Source organism: Paraburkholderia mimosarum LMG 23256 = NBRC 106338, assembly GCF_000739815.1.
GTDB lineage: Bacteria > Pseudomonadota > Gammaproteobacteria > Burkholderiales > Burkholderiaceae > Paraburkholderia > Paraburkholderia mimosarum.
In genome coordinates this window covers 107,585-125,102 of record NZ_BBJJ01000007.1, presented here as the reverse complement: position 1 = coordinate 125,102, position 17,518 = coordinate 107,585, and the positions used below count along the sequence as shown (strand labels likewise).

14 protein-coding genes are annotated in these 17,518 nt (G+C 62.7%); 8 read left to right on the top strand and 6 right to left on the bottom strand.

Annotation, left to right across the window (positions count from 1 at the left end; all coding sequences use genetic code 11):
* Positions 1-63: 63 nt before the first annotated feature.
* The 6 genes from BMI01S_RS08175 to BMI01S_RS08150 all read left to right on the top strand — a co-directional run bounded on the left by BMI01S_RS08175 (position 64) and on the right by BMI01S_RS08150 (position 11,207).
* Positions 64-1,302 (top strand): ABC transporter substrate-binding protein, encoded by a 1,239-nt coding sequence (locus tag BMI01S_RS08175; RefSeq protein ID WP_028211525.1) that lies wholly within the window; start codon positions 64-66, stop codon positions 1,300-1,302.
* A gap of 8 nt (positions 1,303-1,310) precedes the next feature.
* Complete coding sequence (locus BMI01S_RS08170) at positions 1,311-2,255, top strand: carbohydrate ABC transporter permease (RefSeq protein WP_028211526.1); 945 nt, start codon at positions 1,311-1,313, stop codon at positions 2,253-2,255.
* Positions 2,252-3,181, top strand: a complete 930-nt coding sequence (locus BMI01S_RS08165; RefSeq protein ID WP_028211527.1) for a carbohydrate ABC transporter permease — start codon at positions 2,252-2,254, stop codon at positions 3,179-3,181. The genes BMI01S_RS08170 and BMI01S_RS08165 overlap by 4 nt, the downstream gene beginning before the upstream one ends.
* A gap of 9 nt (positions 3,182-3,190) precedes the next feature.
* The gene (locus BMI01S_RS08160; RefSeq protein WP_028211528.1) at positions 3,191-4,285 is read left to right on the top strand and encodes an ABC transporter ATP-binding protein; all 1,095 of its coding nucleotides are present in this window, start codon (positions 3,191-3,193) and stop codon (positions 4,283-4,285) included.
* 35 nt (positions 4,286-4,320) lie between these two features.
* The gene (locus BMI01S_RS08155; protein ID WP_028231286.1) at positions 4,321-5,328 is read left to right on the top strand and encodes a LacI family DNA-binding transcriptional regulator; all 1,008 of its coding nucleotides are present in this window, start codon (positions 4,321-4,323) and stop codon (positions 5,326-5,328) included.
* A gap of 440 nt (positions 5,329-5,768) precedes the next feature.
* On the top strand, positions 5,769-11,207 hold the full coding sequence (locus tag BMI01S_RS08150) for an AAA family ATPase (protein ID WP_028231287.1): 5,439 nt from the start codon (positions 5,769-5,771) through the stop codon (positions 11,205-11,207).
* A gap of 173 nt (positions 11,208-11,380) precedes the next feature.
* Here BMI01S_RS08150 and BMI01S_RS08145 read toward each other — a convergent pair whose 3' ends face one another.
* Together BMI01S_RS08145 and BMI01S_RS08140 are read right to left on the bottom strand one after the other, a co-directional pair.
* The gene (locus BMI01S_RS08145) at positions 11,381-11,956 is read right to left on the bottom strand and encodes a cysteine hydrolase family protein (RefSeq protein ID WP_028211531.1); all 576 of its coding nucleotides are present in this window, start codon (positions 11,954-11,956) and stop codon (positions 11,381-11,383) included.
* Positions 11,957-12,136: 180 nt separating this feature from the next.
* Complete coding sequence (locus tag BMI01S_RS08140; protein WP_028211532.1) at positions 12,137-12,358, bottom strand: hypothetical protein; 222 nt, start codon at positions 12,356-12,358, stop codon at positions 12,137-12,139.
* A 267-nt stretch (positions 12,359-12,625) separates the two neighbouring features.
* Between BMI01S_RS08140 and BMI01S_RS08135 the strand changes: the two genes are divergently transcribed.
* Positions 12,626-12,820, top strand: a complete 195-nt coding sequence (locus BMI01S_RS08135) for a hypothetical protein (protein ID WP_028211533.1) — start codon at positions 12,626-12,628, stop codon at positions 12,818-12,820.
* A gap of 18 nt (positions 12,821-12,838) precedes the next feature.
* Here the strand turns inward: BMI01S_RS08135 and BMI01S_RS08130 are convergent, their stop codons facing one another.
* Positions 12,839-13,288, bottom strand: a complete 450-nt coding sequence (locus BMI01S_RS08130) for a hypothetical protein (protein WP_028211534.1) — start codon at positions 13,286-13,288, stop codon at positions 12,839-12,841.
* A gap of 139 nt (positions 13,289-13,427) precedes the next feature.
* Here BMI01S_RS08130 and BMI01S_RS08125 point away from each other — a divergent pair, with 139 nt between their 5' ends.
* Entirely contained in the window at positions 13,428-13,976 is a 549-nt protein-coding gene (locus BMI01S_RS08125; RefSeq protein ID WP_028211535.1) for a hypothetical protein, read from the top strand.
* A 96-nt stretch (positions 13,977-14,072) separates the two neighbouring features.
* On the opposite strand, the gene BMI01S_RS08120 is transcribed toward BMI01S_RS08125, so the two are convergent.
* From BMI01S_RS08120 to BMI01S_RS08110, 3 genes are read right to left on the bottom strand one after another with little or no spacing between them, the layout of a single operon-like run.
* Entirely contained in the window at positions 14,073-15,017 is a 945-nt protein-coding gene (locus tag BMI01S_RS08120) for an electron transfer flavoprotein subunit alpha/FixB family protein (RefSeq protein ID WP_028211536.1), read from the bottom strand.
* A gap of 10 nt (positions 15,018-15,027) precedes the next feature.
* Complete coding sequence (locus BMI01S_RS08115) at positions 15,028-15,777, bottom strand: electron transfer flavoprotein subunit beta/FixA family protein (protein ID WP_028211537.1); 750 nt, start codon at positions 15,775-15,777, stop codon at positions 15,028-15,030.
* 40 nt (positions 15,778-15,817) lie between these two features.
* Positions 15,818-17,491 carry an electron transfer flavoprotein-ubiquinone oxidoreductase gene (locus tag BMI01S_RS08110; protein WP_042288858.1) on the bottom strand — a complete coding sequence of 558 codons (1,674 nt, stop codon included), beginning with the start codon at positions 17,489-17,491 and terminating at the stop codon, positions 15,818-15,820.
* Positions 17,492-17,518 lie beyond the last annotated feature (27 nt).

Here is a 17,518-nt window from a genome sequence, read left to right as displayed (position 1 = left end):
CGCAGCCCTGCATGGGGCAGGCGTACGTGCTGAAGCACCCGCTCCGGACCGACAGGAGACGCAATGAAGCACAATGCACCCGTTCTGCGCGGCATCGTGGCCGCTCTCGCGCTGGCCGGCGCACTCGCGGCAGAGGCCGCGGAGCCGCTGAAGGCCAACGTGATTCACTGGTGGACGTCGGGCGGCGAGTCGGCCGCGATCAAGCAGTTCGCGCTCGCCTACGATCAGGCGGGTGGCAAATGGGTGGACAACGCGATCGCCGGTGCGGACCAGGCGCGCGCAACGGCGATCAACCGCATCGTGGGCGGCGATCCGCCCACCGCTGCGCAGTTCAACACGTCGAAGCAGTTTCACGATCTCATCGACCAGGGACTCCTGAACAATGTCGATGCGGTCGCAACGAAGGAGAACTGGAGCGGCACGTTTCCCGAATCGATTCTCACGGCGATCAAGGTCAAAGGGCATTACTATGCGGCGCCCGTGAATATTCACATGCAGGACTGGTTCTTCTATTCGAAGCCGGCATTCGCGAAGGCCGGGATCAAGGGCGAACCGCAGAATTTCGACGAACTGTTCGCGGATCTCGACAGGCTCAAGGCGGCCGGCCTGATTCCGCTCGCGCTGGGCGGCCAGGCATGGCAGGAGAAAATCACTTTCGACGCGATCTTCGCCGACATGGATCGCGATCTCTACATGAAGGTCTACCGCGACCGCGACGCGAACGCCGTGAATTCGCCCGCGTTCCGCAACGTCCTCACGACCTTCAAGCGGTTGCATAATTACGTGGATGCGGGTTCGCCCGGCCGCAACTGGAACGATGCCACGGCGCTCGTGATTTCGGGCAAGGCGGGTATGCAGATCATGGGCGACTGGGCCAAGGGCGAGTTTTCGGCTGCGAACCAGGTAGCCGGCAAGGACTTCGGATGCTTCCCCGGTTTTCCGAAGTCTCCCTACATGATCGCCGGCGACGTGTTCGTGTTCCCGAAGACCGACAACGCGGAGCAGGTGAAGGCGCAGCAACTGCTCGCCACGGTGATGACGTCGCCCCCCGCGCAGGTCGCGTTCAACCAGCGCAAGGGCTCGATCCCGATCCGTCCGGACGTGGACACGTCGGGCTTCGACATTTGTGCGAAGGAGGGCATGGCGCTCATGAAGGACAAGTCGCGGCAACTGCCGAATCCGGAAATGCTGATTCCGCCCGATGTCCAGGGCGCGCTCCAGGATGTGATCACGAACTTCTGGAACAAGAGCCAGTCTGCCGACGACGCGCAGAAGGCCTTTGCCACTGCAATCAAGAGCTGAGCCCGATTATGTACGCCGCCAGGGTGCATCCGGCCAGGCGCCAGGCGGGGCAAACGCGTAGCGGGCGCCCCGCGCGCCGGCGCCTTTCGCTCGCCGCCTGGGTCGCGCTCGCGCCGATGGCGGCGACCGTGCTCTTCGCGTATCTCGGGACCATGCTGTGGACGGCGCGCGTGTCGCTCAGCCTCTCTCGCTCGCTGCCGTCCAACACCTTCGCGGGTGTGACGCAGTACGTGCGGCTCTTCCAGAACGACCGCTGGATCCTGTCGCTGCAGAATCTCGCCATCTACGGCGCATGCTTCATCGCGGCGTGCCTCGTGATCGGGCTTCTGCTCGCGATCTTCATCGACCAGCGCGTGGCGGCGGAGGGCGCGCTGCGCACCGTGTTTCTTTATCCGTATGCGATGTCGTTCGTCGCAACGGGGCTCGTCTGGCAGTGGATCCTCAATCCCGAACTCGGCGTCCAGGCCGTGCTGCGGCAGCTGGGATTCGAGCACGCGAGGTTCGACTGGATCGTCACGCAGCGTTTTGCGATCTATACGCTCGTGATCGCCACGGTGTGGCAGGCATCGGGTCTCGTCATGGCGCTGATGCTCGCGGGCTTGCGCGGCATCGACGACGAGATCTGGAAAGCGGCGCGCCTCGACGGCATCCCGCGCTGGCGTGTCTACGCGAGCATCGTCGTGCCGATGCTCAAGACCTCGCTTTCCACCGCGTTCGTGCTGCTGTTCGTGATGGTGGTGAAACTCTACGACGCCGTGGTCGCGATGACGCAGGGCGGCCCGGGCACGGCGAGCGAGGTGCCTGCCAAGTTCATCATGGACTATCTGTTCAATCGCGCGAACATCGGGCTCGCTTCGGCGGCGTCAATCGTACTGCTCGCCACCGTGCTCGCGATCCTTGCGCCGTTCTTCTACGCGCGCAGCCGCACGGCGCTCAAAGGAGACCGCGCATGAGCACACCGCTGGCCGATCCCCGGGGCACCGCGCCTGCAGCGGCGGTGCGCGCGCGGAGAGGGCGCAAGCCCCGCAGCCGCGTCACGCCGGCGCGACTCGGCGTCTACGCGTTTCTCTTCACGGCAGCGCTGTTTTTCCTGCTGCCGCTCTATGTGATGCTCGTGACCTCGGTAAAGCCGATGGACGAAATCCGTCTCGGCCATCTGCTCGCGCTGCCGGTGCACTTCACACTTGCCCCGTGGCGCGATGCGTGGTCCTCCGCGTGCACGGGCCTCGATTGCGGCGGCATTCGCGTAGGCTTCTGGAATTCGGTGCGCATCGTCGTGCCAAGCACGTTCTTTTCTATCGCCGTGGGTGCGGTGAACGGCTATGCGCTGTCGTTCTGGCGGCCGCGGGGCGCGGGGGTGCTGTTCGGCATCCTGCTCGCAGGCGCGTTCATTCCCGTGCAGGTCATGGTGTACCCGCTCGTGCGCGTACTGGCTTTCGTGCATCTCTTCAGTTCGCTCGCCGGCATCGTCGTGATCCATACGATCTTCGGCATGCCGGTCATGACGCTGCTGTTTCGCAACTACTACGCGTCATTGCCGCAGGAGCTCTTCAAGGCGGCGCGCATCGACGGCGGCGGCTTCTGGCGCATCTTCACGCAGCTCATGCTGCCGATGTCGGTGCCCATCATCGTCGTGGCCATCATCATGCAGGTCACCGGCATCTGGAACGACTACATCCTCGGCCTCGTGTTCGCGGGCACGAAAAATCTGCCGATGACGGTGCAGCTCAACAACATCATCAACACCACGACGGGCGAGCGCATCTACAACGTCAACATGGCCGCGACGATTCTCACGTCGGCCGTGCCGCTCGCGATCTATTTCATCTCGGGACGCTGGTTCGTGCGCGGCATCGCGTCGGGCGCGGTGAAGGGCTAGGAGCAGGGCATGGGCAATCTCACGAATGTTTGCGTACGCAACCTGCGGATCGAACTCGGCGCGAACACTGTCATCGATGAACTCGATCTCGATGTGCGCGCGGGCGAATTCGTCGTGCTGCTCGGGCCTTCGGGATGCGGAAAATCGACGTTGCTTCACAGCATAGCGGGCCTCGTCGACGTGACCGACGGCAGCATCGAGATCGGCGGCGAGGACATGACATGGGCCGACCCGAAAGACCGCGGCGTGGCGCTCGTATTCCAGTCGTATGCGCTGTATCCGACGATGAACGTGGAGCGCAATCTCTCGTTCGCACTCCGTATCAATGGCACGCCGAAAGCGGAGATCGACCGCCGCGTGAAGCGCGCCGCCGAAATGCTGCAGCTCGGGCCGCTGCTCTCGCGCAAACCGGCGCAGCTATCCGGTGGGCAGCGCCAGCGCGTCGCGATCGGGCGTGCGCTCGTGCGCGAGGCAGATGTGTTCCTGTTCGACGAACCGCTTTCGAATCTCGACGCCAAGCTGCGCACCGAGTTGCGCCGCGAGCTGAAGCAATTGCACCAGCAGTTGGGCGCGACAATGATCTATGTGACGCACGACCAGGTCGAAGCGATGACGCTCGCCACGCGCATGGCGGTGATGAAGGGCGGGGCGATCCAGCAATTCGGCACGCCGGCAGAAGTGTACGCGCGCCCCGAGAACCTCTTTGTCGCGACCTTTCTTGGCGCGCCGCCGATGAACCTGCTGCAGGGAAGGCTCGAAGCCGCCGAAGGCCGCCTGCGTTTTCGCGGGCAGGGTGTCGACGTCGATGTCTCGGCGTACGCGTTCAAGGGCACGCCCGATCCGACACGTGCCTGCGTGCTGGGTGTGCGCCCGGAGGACGTGCACGTGGGCGCGGTACGCCCGGACGAAGCGGCGTGGGAAGGGCGCTTGACGCTGGTGGAACCCATGGGCAATCATCGTGTGGTGTGGGTCGAATACCATGGCGCGCAGATCGCGTCGATCGATCAGGGCAAAACGCCGCTTGCGAGGGAAGCCGGCGTGCCGTTTTCCTTCGACGGCGCGCATGTTTCGCTGTTTGACGAAGAGACGGGCGCACGCATTTGATGGACACAACCAGCACCAAAAGAGAGACCAGGAACGTGGCGACCCTGAAAGACGTAGCAGCGCTAGCCGGCGTGGGCCTTTCGACAGCTTCGCGCGCGATATCGGGCAACGGTCCGGTATCGGCGGATGCGGCCGCGCGTGTGCAGGCCGCAATTGAGCAACTCAATTTCCGGCCATCGTCGATCGGCCGGGCAATGGCCACGAAACAGCTCGGCATCATTGGCATTTTCGTGCCCACCTTTTTCGGCTCGTACTACGGCACGATCCTGAAGGAAACCGATACGCAGTTGCGCGCCGTGCGGCGTCACGTGGTGGTCGCGACGGGTTGCGGGGAGGCTTCGCCGCGCGAGCAGGCCATCGAGGCGGTGCGCTTTCTGATCGGCCGCGATTGCGACGGCGTGGTGGTCATCAGCCATGATCTCTATGACGACGATTTGCAGATGCTGCACGCCATGCACCCGCGGATGGCTTTCCTGAACCGCTCGTTCGATCAGTTACCCGAAGCATCCTTTTGCGCCGACCATTTTCACGGCGGCGAGCTGGCCGCCCGAACGCTCATCGAGCATGGTCATCGCGCGCTTGCGGTAATCGGCGGGCCGTCCACGTCATCGGACAATGCGGCGCGCCTGCACGGCTTTTTCGCGGAGCTCGCGCGCCACGGCATCGAACGCAAGACGGTGCCGCATATCGTCTCGGACTTTTCGCCGGAAGGCGGCTATCTGGCGGCCGGTACGCTCCTCGCGCGCAAGCACCGCTTCACCGGGCTCTTTTGCGCGAACGACACGATGGCCATGAGCGCACTTGCGCGCCTGCAACAAGCCGGGTTGCGCGTGCCCGAGGACGTCTCTGTGATCGGCTACGACGACGATTATTCAGCGGCCTACATGGCGCCCGCGCTGACGTCGGTGCACATTCCTACCGCCGAGCTCACCCGTAACGCCGTGCGCTGGCTCATCAACCAGTGCTACGGCACGCAGTGGCCGATCGAGCGCACCTTTCCCGTGAGCGTCACGATGCGCGATTCGGTGGTGCGGGCGAAGTGACGTATGCGGCGGCGGGAAGGCTGGCGTCCCGCAGATCGGATGGGCCATATGTGGTGCCGATGCTGCGTTTTTCATATTTAACATAAGACAAATTAGCGAAATTTTTTTGTAGTGGCTTTTTTGAAATGTCCGGTTCTGGCTCATTAGAGATGTCCGGCGGGACGGACGTTAGTGCCGATTCGCGAGCGCTACGCAGATCCACGTCCCCTGGCCGGCGATCTGTCAACTTGTGAACGGCGCACCGGTTCACCTCGCCAACTTCAAAGACGCCTCTGTCTCATCGCAGCGTGCAAGGTGTATCGTGACAGGTGCCCGCTACAGCATCGACTGCGCAGATGCCGCCCGTTACCGGCAACGCCCCGGGAAAAGTTGCAACACGCAAAAGCGGGGAGCGCTTCCCGCAGAATACAAACAGCCGCCAGATGGGCGGAGCAAGGCAGATGAATGCTGTGCACGGTTCCGGCTCGGATAGTAGCCTCCAGACGTTGTGGGAGGACGGCGAGCGCATGTTCTGTCGCGCACGGCCACCGGGCGGCAGTCAAACTGTTCTAATGGCGAAATGCGCTGAGGAATATCCTGCGTCCGCCACCCTCGATCGCCTCGCCCACGAATTCGCGCTGAAGGACCAACTCGACCGTGCCTGGGCAGTGGTGCCAACGGAACTGGTGCGCGCTGACGGGCGCGCAGTCCTCGTGTTCGACGATCCTGGCGGCGAGTTGCTCGAGCGGCAGATCGGCACCCCGATGGAAACGGGAAGCGTCCTGGCCATCGCCGTGGCCATCGCGGCAGCATTGGGAAAGCTCCACCAGTGCGGCCTGGTCCACAAGGATCTCAAGCCGGCGCATATCCTCGTGAACTGCATGGATGGCCAGGTGCGGCTCACCGGCTTCGGCATCGCCTCGCAGCTGCCGCGCGAGCGTCAGCTGCCCGAGCCGCCCGAAACCATCGCCGGTACCCTCGCCTACATGTCGCCCGAGCAGACCGGACGGATGAATCGGTCGATCGATTCACGCAGTGACCTCTACGGATTCGGCGTCGTGCTCTATCAGATGCTGACCGGCGTGCTGCCGTTCACCGCCGCCGATCCCATGGAGTGGGTGCACTGTCACGTCGCCCGAAAGGCGGTACCGCCCAACGCGCGGGTACAGACGGTTCCGCGAGCACTCTCGGAACTCGTGATGATGCTGCTTGCCAAGACACCCGAGGAGCGCTACCAGACGGCAGCCGGCGTCGAGTGGGATCTGCGTCACTGTCTTGCCGAATGGCGGCGCCAGCACCGCATCGATGACTTCCCGCCAGGCAGACACGACACGCCCGATCGACTGCTGATTCCCGAGACGCTCTATGGGCGGGAGCGCGAGGTCGGAACCCTGGTCGCGGCATTCAGCCGTGTCGCCAGCAACGCCACGGCGGAGCTAGTGCTGGTTTCCGGGTATTCCGGTATTGGCAAGTCCGCCGTCGTCAACGAATTGCACAAGGTGCTTGTTGCGCCCAGGGGTCTTTTCGCTTCGGGCAAGTTCGACCAGTATAAGCGCGACATACCCTACTCAACGCTGGTGCAAGCGTTTCAGTGCCTGGTCCGGTCGCTTCTCGGCAAGCGTGAAACAGAACTGGCGATCTGGCGCGACGCTCTGAGGGAGGCGCTGGCGCCGAACGCGCGCCTCCTGACTGACCTGATCCCCGAACTCATACTCATCATCGGCGATCAGCCGCCCGTCCCGGAACTCGAGCCGAACCAGGCGCAGCGCCGATTCCAGCTGGTCTTCCGGCGCTTCATGGGTGTCTTTGCCCAAAGCGACCATCCGCTTGCGCTGTTTCTCGATGATCTGCAATGGCTCGATGCCGCAACGCTTGACCTGCTCGAGGATCTCCTCACCCACCCGAACCCGCAACATCTGTTGCTCGTCGGCGCCTATCGCAGCAACGAGGTAGATCCATGCCATCCGCTCATGCGCAAGCTTCAGGCAATCAGGCGAGCGGGCGTAGCGATCAACGAAATCGCGCTTGGGCCGCTCGACTGCGAAAACGTGAAGCAACTGGCTGCAGATGCCCTTCACGTTGAGCCCGAATTTGTCTATCCACTCGCGCAACTCGTGCATGAGAAGACGGGTGGCAACCCCTTCTTCGTCATCCAGTTTCTACACACGCTCGCAGACGAGAACCTGCTCACCTTCGATCACAGGACGGTTCGCTGGACGTGGGACCTTCACCGCATTCACGGCAAGGGTTACACCGACAATGTGGCGGACCTGATGATCGCAAAGCTCACTCGCCTGCCCGCTGAGACGCAGCGTGCGCTGCAACTGTTCGCCTGCCTCGGCAATACGGCGGGGATCGAGATGCTCTCGAAGGTGCTGGAGTTACCGGAGCAGCAGGTTCGCGCAGTCATGCGGCCGGCAATCCGTCGAGAACTCGTTCAGGACTTGAGCGGCACGTACCGATTCGCACATGACCGGGTACAGGAAGCTGCATATTCCCTGATTCCGGAATCCTCGCGAGTCAAGGCTCATCTGCGTATCGGGCGAACGCTTGCAGCGCAGACGCCGGCGGGGCAACTGGACGAGGCGATCTTCGAGATCGTCAATCAGCTTAACCGTGGCTCAGCTCTGATGAGTTCCCAGGAGGAACGGGAACAACTGGCAGGTTTCAATCTCCTCGCTGGCCTGCGCGCGAAAGCGGCGACCGCCTATGAGTCGGCGCTCAGCTACCTTTCGATCGGCGCAGAGCTCGTCGGGCACGAAGGCTGGGCCCGCAGGCAGGACCTGCTCTTCCCCTTGGAGCTGAACCGTGCCGAATGCGAATTCCTGACCGGCAGGGTATCGGCATCTGAAGAACGATTGAACCTGCTTTCGCGTCACGCCGCGAACATGCCTGAACGCGCGAATGTCACATCGCTGCGCGTCGATCTCTACATGACGCTCGATCAGGCGAGTCGCGCGGTCGCGGTCACACTCGACTATCTCCGGCATGTGGGCCTCGACTGGTCGCCCCATCCTGCCGAATACAAAGCGCAGGAAGAATACGGGCGAATCTGGGCCCAGCTTGGAAACCGCACCATCGACTCGCTCATCGACCTGCCGCTGATGACCGATTCGCAATCGCTGGCAACCATGGACGTCCTGACCAAGGTCATGCCGGCGGCGTTGTTTACCGATGGCAATCTGTGGTCCCTGGTGGTCTCGAGAGCCGTCAATCTCAGCCTGGAGCGCGGCAATTGCGATGGTTCCGCGTCGGCCTATATCCGCCTCGGCATGATGGCCGGCGCACGTTTCGGCCACTACGACGTCGCATTCCAGTTCGGGAAACTGGGTTTCGACCTTGTCGAACGTCGCGGGTTGATCCGGTTCCGGGCAAGAGCCTATATGCATTTCGGCAACGTTATCTTGCCGATGGCCAGACATCTGCGGGAAGGCCGGGAACTGATGCGCCGCGCGCGCGATGCGGCCACGGATACTGGCGACCTGGTCTGCGAAGCCTACTGCCATACGCATATGACGACGAATCTGCTAATCGGTGGCGATCCGCTTGCCGATGTGCAACGCGAGGCGGAGGCCAGCCTCATGTTCGCGCAAAAGACATGTTTCGGGTTCGCCGTCGACGTCAGCGCGACCCAGCTCGCCCTGGTGCGAACGCTGCGCGGTCTGACGCCCACATTCGGCTCATTCGACGAAGAGCAGTTCGATGAGAAGCAGATCGAGCGTCATTTCCTCGAGAATCCGGACCTCGTCATTGCCCATTGCTGGTACTGGATTCGCAAACTGCAGGCGCGCTTCTTTTGCGGCGATTACGCGGGCGCCGTAGACGCCGCGTTGAGAGCACAAGGCTTGCTGTGGACGTCCGCGTCTTATCTGGAGGAAACGGAATATCACTTCTACAGCGCCCTGTCGTTAGCCGCCTGCGACGGTCCAGTCTCCAACCGCAAGCGGGAGAAGTCTCTCGAAGCGGTGGAAGCCCACCACCGGTACCTGCAACTACGAAGCCAGGCCTCCCCCGAGAATTTCGGGAACTGCGCCGCACTGGTTGCCGCCGAGATAGCGCGCCTCAAGGGCCGCGACATCGAAGCAATGCGCCTCTATGACGAAGCTGTTCATTCGGCACGCACAAGCGGCTTCGTACAAAACGAGGCGCTCGCAAACGAACTTGCGTACCGTTTTTACACGGCACGTGGTTTTGAAAAGATTGCACGTGTGTACCTGCACGACGCGCGACAAGGCTACCGACGTTGGGGCGCCGACGGCAAGGTGCGGCAACTCCAGGAAACGCATCCGTATCTAAGGGAAGAACAGCGCGCTCCCACGCCAACGAGTACGATCGGGGCGCCTGTTGAACACCTCGACCTGGCGACCGTGATCAAGGTGTCGCAGTCGATCTCGGGCGAGATCGTGCTGGACAGGCTGATCGACATGGTCATGCGCACGGCAATCGCGCAGGCGGGCGCCGAGCGCGGCTTGCTGATTCTTCCCGAAGGCGTTGAACTGAGAATCGCAGCAGAGGCCACTACGAGCGGTGAAACGCTCGAGGTGAAGTTGGGCGACGTGCCGGTGAGTGCGACATTACTGCCTGAGTCGGTGCTCTACCATGTACTGCGCACGGGCGAGAGTGTCATCCTCGACGATGCTTTGGCGGCACCCGCATTTGCCGTGGATCCTTACATCCACCGGCACCGTATCCGCTCGATGCTTTGCCTGCCATTGATGAACCAGGCCAAGCTCATTGGTGCGCTCTACCTCGAAAACAACCTGACTACCCGCGCATTCGCGCCGTCCCGGATCGCGGTGCTCCGGCTGCTCGCTTCACAGGCTGCGACTTCACTGGAGAATACCCGCCTCTACCGCGACCTGGCCAAGCGTGAAGCCAGGATCCGGCGTCTCGTTGATGCGAACATCATCGGCATCATCGTGTGGAATGCGGATGGCGATATTCTCGAGGCCAATGATGCATTTCTGCGAATGGTAGGCTACGAGCGCGAGGATCTTGTTTCTGGTCGCGTACGGTGGCGTGATCTGACGCCACCCGAATGGCGCGAAGACGCCGAACGTGCGCTGGCACAGATCGCGCAAAGCGGACGCGCACAGCCCGCTGAGAAAGAGTACGTCAGGAAGGACGGCACCCGGGTGCCTGTTCTGGTGGGTCGGGCCGCGTTCGACGTCAGTGGCGAGGAAGGGGTCGCCTTCGTGGTCGATCTGACCGAGCGCAAGGAAGCGGAGCTTCGCCTGCGCGAGTCCTATGAAATGCTCAGGGAACTGACTTCCCGTCGTGAGACGGCCCGCGAGGAGGAACGCAAACACATCGCTCGGGAAATGCATGACGAACTCGGTCAACATCTCACTGCGCTTCGCCTGAAGGCATCCGTGCTGCGCATGCGGCTTGGCAAGGACAACCTTGAACTGGTTGAACAGTCGGACGCACTGACGACACTCGTGGACGAAACCATGCAGGTCGTTCGGGGCGTCATCGCGTCGCTGCGCCCCGCGGCACTGGACACGGGTATCGTTGCGGCTTTGGAATGGCTGGCAGCCGGCTTCAATCGCAGTCACCGCACGGTGTGCCGGCTGCGCGTGGAGGACGAGAATATCGCTGTGAACGAGCAGCGGGCAATCGTGCTGTTTCGCGTTGCCCAGGAGGCACTGACCAATGTCGCGCGCCATGCAGAGGCTAGTGAGGTCATCATCGCGCTAACACAAACGCACGGCGCCTGCGTGCTCGAAGTGCTCGACAATGGCTTGGGATTCGATCCGCAAGCGACCAGAAAAAGGTCGTTCGGGCTAGCCGGAATGGAGGAGCGTGTTCAGATGCTGGGCGGCCAGATCGAAATCACGAGTTCGCCGGGAAGGGGCACCAGGATCAAGGTGACCCTCCCCGACAAGCCGGCTCCGTGAAACCGCTCCGGAGGGAGAGCGTACCCGTATCGGGCGATAAATCCCGATGGTCACCCACGCGGGTAGCTCGGCATGGCGCCGCGCGCTTGCCAAACGCGCGGCATTGACGTCCATTGCCCCTTACGCGAACGCTGTGAAGAACCCGCGGCGTTCTTCAGCTTAGAGTTTTGCTTCTAGGCGAGCAACGTCAAGGCATCCGCGAGCGAGAGCACCGTCGTACGCGACTCGAATGCAGTGGAGAATAGACGCTCATGGACCACCAGATCCGGGTCATAACAGCAATCCTTGACGGTGTACAACCGGAAATCCGCATCGCTCGCGTACGCGACCGATGACAGCACGACGCCCGTCGAAGCAATGCCCGCCATGATTAGCGAATCGATGCCTCGTGCCGTGAGTCGTGCCTGCAGATCCGTGCCGAAGAAGACGCTTGCGCGGTGCGCGATGATGAGCGGCTCAGTGGCCTGCCGGTTCAACTCCGGCGCGATCTCGTCGTCGACAAAGAGCCCGAGCCGTTTGATCCCCTGCCCGTTCCTGTTCAATGGACTGACTTCCGGATATCCGGGCTGAAACCGCAGGTTGGCGAAATAGACGCCGACGCCCTTGGCCCGCGCTGCGTCGCACAGTTCTCGCGTGTGGCTGAGCAAGGTTCTCGCGACCGATGGAAAGAGCCCCAGAACGTCGGTCTGATAGTGCATGACGACAAGCGCGGTTTTACCCGGCACGATGGCAGGAATCTGTGAACTCACACGTGGCTCCCGATTCGTAGCGCCTTCATTTCTCTTCTTCCCGGTCGATGCCGGTCATATTCGCACACGAGAACCTGAAATGCGCCAGCAGTGCCCCTTTTGCGTGGGTCGCAGCCGAATGTTCGGATATCTGGCTTTGTGACTAGAGGCTTTATCTCGCAGACCATGCGCGCCGTATCGTCACGCGAGGGCGTGACCCACGTCATCGGGAAGATTATCGAGCGCGCGGCTGCCATCGAGGCGCGCTTCGCTTTCGCCGCCAAAAGCCGTTTCGCTATAGGCAATGAGCTTGAAGCCGCTGCCCGCGGACCTGGGGATAGTGATACCCCAATGCCAGCCTCCCTCCTGCTCGAAGACATGTAGCACCGGAGATGCATGCAACTCGGAAGATCGATTCGTCATGTCACGCCCTCCTTTAGAAAGCAGCGAGGCAGCCGGCAGACTCGTTCAGTGTAGGCATCATTTTGCTGCGGTGCAATAAATATCGACGTCGGAGCCAGATCCTACGCCATTTGGCGTCGTCAACCCGCAACAAAGCGCAACAGGTGGCAACGAGAAGCAACCATCGGAAACACGTTCAAAGGCACGTGCGCAGCGCCCGCCAGAGGGGTGCCGACGACATGGTGCCGACGACATGGCGACGACAGCCAGCAAGACATCGAAGAGCAAATGGCCGGCTATCGTACTGGTCGTGCTCACGCTGCTGTTTCACCGACGATGCCTACGCCACGCCAGCCAGTCATTGCAGAGCAGGTTGCGCTGTTCGCGCTGCGTGGGGAGATCATCGCGCAGGACATCGCATTGACGAAGGCGCTCGGCGGCGGATATCGCTCCGACTCGCCCGTCGAGCTGAAGCCGCGCTGACCAACGCGCAGCCGGCTCTCAGAACTGCTCCGCCCGAAGCGATGCGAATTCCGCACGGCACGCATCACTAAACGGGCCGAGTATGTCTAGCGAGCCATCCGCGAGCATCTGGCGCAACTCGACGAAGCTCCTGTCGGGGGCAAGATAGGTGTCGAGGATCCTGCCGCCGATCCGCTCGGCCTCCAGGGCGACGGCACGCGAAGACTGCACGCGCATGCGGCTGATCCTTGCGTACAGATGGACGAGGTTCTGGAGGTCCGGTTCGTGGTGCTGCAACGCGTCGACGTAACAACGCGTCGCCTCTTCGATGAATTCCTTGTAGAGATCCTGGCGGCGAATACGGTCGTGTGCCATCCATTCCGCGCGCGCCTGGGTGCGCTGCGTGAGCCACGACGCCAGCACTGAAGTCAGGCCGCCGATCGCAGCGCCCACGAGTGCCGCGAGTGCGGAAATCACCGATGCATTCATTTGATGCCTCTCGTTGTCCTTCGGCTGAGGCTCATATTAGCGCCGTGAGCCGCGCGCAAGCCCGAAGCTGCACTCAGCCCTGGGTCTGCCGCAAAACGGTATATACTGTTTATATCGTTATTGAACGGAAGGAATAGCCATGAGCGCAGTCACCCCACGCAAGCCGACCAGGAAGGCTTTTTATTTTCCTAAAGCGGCTGACAAGTCACCGTCCGAAGCGACGCCGGAAGTTGCTCAGGAGCCCGTAGCGCAAGCCGAAACCAAAGCAAAGCCGCTCAAGAAAACCAACGCGGCGAAGTCCGCCACAGCCACCGCCGCACGCAAGTCCGGCACGACAAAGTCGAAAACAGGCGCGAAAACAAAGGCAAAGGCAAGCGCAAAACCGGACGCGGCCACTCCCGCCGCCGAAGCGGCCAAGAAGCCGGCACGGGAGGCCGTCGCCAAAGCGAAGAACAAGCACGCAAAGAAAGAGAAAGTCGTGCGCGACAGCTTCACCATGCCCAAGGCGGATTACGAGCGTCTCGCAGCGCTCAAGCAGACATGCATCGAAGCGGGTGTCTCGGTGAAGAAAAGCGAGTTGCTGCGTGCCGGACTACAGTTGCTCGAAGCGTCTTCGACAAAGCGCCTCGTGGCCGCGATTGCCGCGCTCGAGACCGTCAAGACGGGCCGCCCCGCGAAGAACGAATAAGGCGGCATCCGCAGAGTAGTACGCCACGAAAAGCAAACCCCACGCTTGCACGACAAGCGTGGGGTTGTCGATTGCGCGCCAGCGCGCCTCGCGCGCTCAGAGCGCTGCGACGAGTTCGGGAACGGCCTCGAACAGGTCTGCTTCCAGCCCGAAGTCGGCCACGCCGAAGATCGGCGCTTCGGCATCCTTATTGATCGCCACGATCACCTTCGAGTCCTTCATGCCGGCAAGATGCTGGATCGCGCCGGAAATCCCGCATGCGAAATAGACCTCGGGCGCGACGATCTTGCCGGTCTGCCCCACCTGCCAGTCGTTCGGCGCGAAGCCCGCATCCACGGCCGCGCGGCTTGCACCGAGCGCTGCGCCAAGCTTGTCGGCGAGCGGCGTGAGCACGGCGTCGAACTTCTCGCTGCTGCCAAGCGCGCGCCCGCCGCTGACGACGATGCGCGCGTCGGCAAGCTCAGGCCGCTCGCTCTTCGTGACGGTACGTTCGACGAACGCGCTCAGGCCGCTATCGGCAACCGCCGCGACGCTTTCGACCTGCTCCGCGCCGCCTTGCGCGGCCGCTGCGTCGAAGGCCGTCATGCGCACCGTGATGACTTTCACCGCTTCCGCGCACTGCACCGTCTGAATCGCGTTGCCGGCGTAGATCGGGCGCTCGAAGGTGTCCGCGCTGACCACGCGCGAAATCTCGGAGACCTGCGCGACGTCGAGCAGCGCGGCCACGCGCGGCGCGACGTTCTTGCCCGTGCTCGTCGCCGCGAAGAGGATGTGACTATAGCCGGGGGCGACGGCCAACACTTGCGCAGCGAGGTTTTCGGCGAGCGCATCGGCCAAAGCGGCGCTGTCGGCATGCAGCACCTTGGCGACACCGGCGATGCCAGCCGCGGCTGCCGCCGCGCCCGCCGCATTGTGTCCCGCCACGAGCACGTGAATCTCATCGCCGCATTGGCGCGCGGCCGTCACCGTATTGAGCGTCGCCGACTTGATCGAGACGTGATCGTGCTCCGCAACGACCAGTATGGGTTTACCAGCAGTCATTGGCATTCCTTCAGATAACTTTCGCTTCGTTCTTCAGTTTCGCGACCAGGGTCGCGACGTCGGGCACCTTGACGCCTGCCGCGCGGCCCGCGGGCTCCGCGGTCTTGAGCGTGGTGAGACGCGGTGCGACGTCCACGCCGAGTTGCGCGGGCGTGGTCGTGTCGAGCGGCTTTTTCTTGGCCTTCATGATGTTGGGCAGCGTGGCGTAGCGCGGCTCGTTCAGGCGCAGGTCGGTCGTTACGATGGCAGGCAGCGCGAGCTGCACGGTTTCGAGGCCGCCGTCGATCTCGCGCGTCACGCGCGCCTTGCCGTCGACGATCTCCACCTTGCTCGCGAACGTGGCCTGGGGGCGCGCCGTGAGCGCCGCGAGCATCTGGCCCGTCTGGTTGCAGTCGTCGTCGATCGCCTGCTTGCCGAGAACGACGAGCTGCGGCGCCTCCTTGTCGATCAGCGCCTTGAGCAGCTTCGCGACCGCGAGCGGTTCGAGCGCAGCGTCAGTCTCGACGAGCACGCCGCGGTCGGCGCCGATGGCCATGGCCGTGCGCAGCGTCTCCTGGCAGGCCGCGGGACCGCACGACACGGCCACCACTTCGGTTGCCGCGCCCTGCTCTTTCAGGCGCACGGCCTCTTCCACGGCGATTTCGTCAAACGGATTGATGCTCATCTTCACGTTCGCGAGATCGACGCCCGAGCCGTCCGCCTTGACGCGCACTTTCACGTTGGCGTCCACCACGCGTTTGATTGCTACCAACACCTTCATGTCTTCCTCCAGATCCAGGCGCGATTGAACAGCGCCCGCTTTACATATTCGGATAATTCGGACCACCGCCGCCTTCGGGCGTGACCCAGACGATGTTCTGCGTCGGGTCCTTGATGTCACAGGTCTTGCAGTGCACGCAGTTCTGCGCGTTGATCTGCAGACGGTCGCTGTTGTCGTCGTTCTTCACGAACTCGTAGACGCCTGCCGGGCAGAAGCGCGCCTCGGGTCCCGCGTACGTTTGAAGGTTGATACCGACCGGCACCGTGATGTCTTTCAACGTAAGGTGCGCGGGCTGGTTCTCCTCATGGTTCGTGTTCGAAATGAACACGGAAGAGAGCCGGTCGAACGTGAGCTTGCCGTCCGGTTTCGGGTACTCGATCGGCTTGCACTGCGACGCGGGCTTGAGCATTTCATGGTCACGATGCTGGTGATGCAGCGTCCACGGCACATTGCCGCCCAGCAGCTTCTGCTCGATACCCACCATCAGCGTGCCCAGGTACAGGCCCTTGCTCATCCACTGCTTGAAATTGCGCGCCTTGTACAGCTCCGTATGGAGCCACGACTGCTTGAACGCTTCCGGATAGGCCGCGAGTTCATCGCTCTGGCGGCCGGCCTGCACGGCTTCGAAAGCGGCGTCCGCTGCGAGCATGCCGGTCTTGATTGCCGCGTGGCTGCCCTTGATGCGCGAGGCGTTCAGAAAGCCCGCATCGTCGCCCACGAGCGCGCCGCCCGGGAACACGAGCTTGGGCAGCGACATCAGGCCGCCCGCCGTGATCGCACGCGCGCCATACGACACGCGCTTGCCGCCTTCCAGATACTTGCGGATTTCCGGGTGCGTCTTGTAGCGCTGGAATTCCTCGAACGGCGAGAGATACGGATTCTGGTACGCGAGACCGACGACAAAACCCACCATCACCTGGTTGTTGTCGGTGTGATACAGGAACGAGCCGCCGTAGGTGTCCGATTCGAGCGGCCAGCCGGCCGTGTGGATCACGAGGCCCGGCTGGTGCTTCGCGGGATCGATCTCCCACAGTTCCTTGATGCCGATGCCGTAGACCTGCGGGTCGGCGTCCTTGCCGAGCTTGAACTTCTCGTTCAGCTGCCGCCCCAGATGTCCGCGGCAGCCTTCGCAGAACAGCGTGTACTTCGCGTGCAGCTCCATGCCGAGCTGGAAGTTCTCGGTGGGCTCCCCGTCCTTGCCCACGCCCATGTTGCCGGTGGCGACGCCCTTGACCGAGCCGTCGTCGTTATAGAGCACTTCGGCGGCCGGAAAGCCCGGGAAGATTTCCACGCCCAGCGCTTCGGCCTGCTGGCCCAGCCAGCGCGTGACGTTCGCGAGGCTGATGACGTAGTTGCCGTGGTTCTTGAAATTGTCCGGCAGTGCCCAGTTCGGCACGGACTTCGCGCCCGTTTCCGAGAGGAAGAGGAATTTATCTTCCGTCACGGGCACGTTCAGCGGCGCGCCCTGTTCCTTCCAGTCGGGAATCAGCTCATTGAGGGCGCGCGGATCCATGACCGCGCCCGAGAGGATATGCGCCCCGATTTCCGAGCCTTTCTCCAGCACGCAGACGCCAATTTCAGCGCCTTTTTCGGCGGCCAGCTGCTTCAGGCGGATCGCCGCGGACAGCCCGGCGGGGCCGCCGCCGACGATCACCACGTCGTATTCCATCGACTCGCGTGGGCCGTACTGCGCAATCAGATCACTCGACGACATATCCTCTTCCTTACTTCCTTGCTTGCT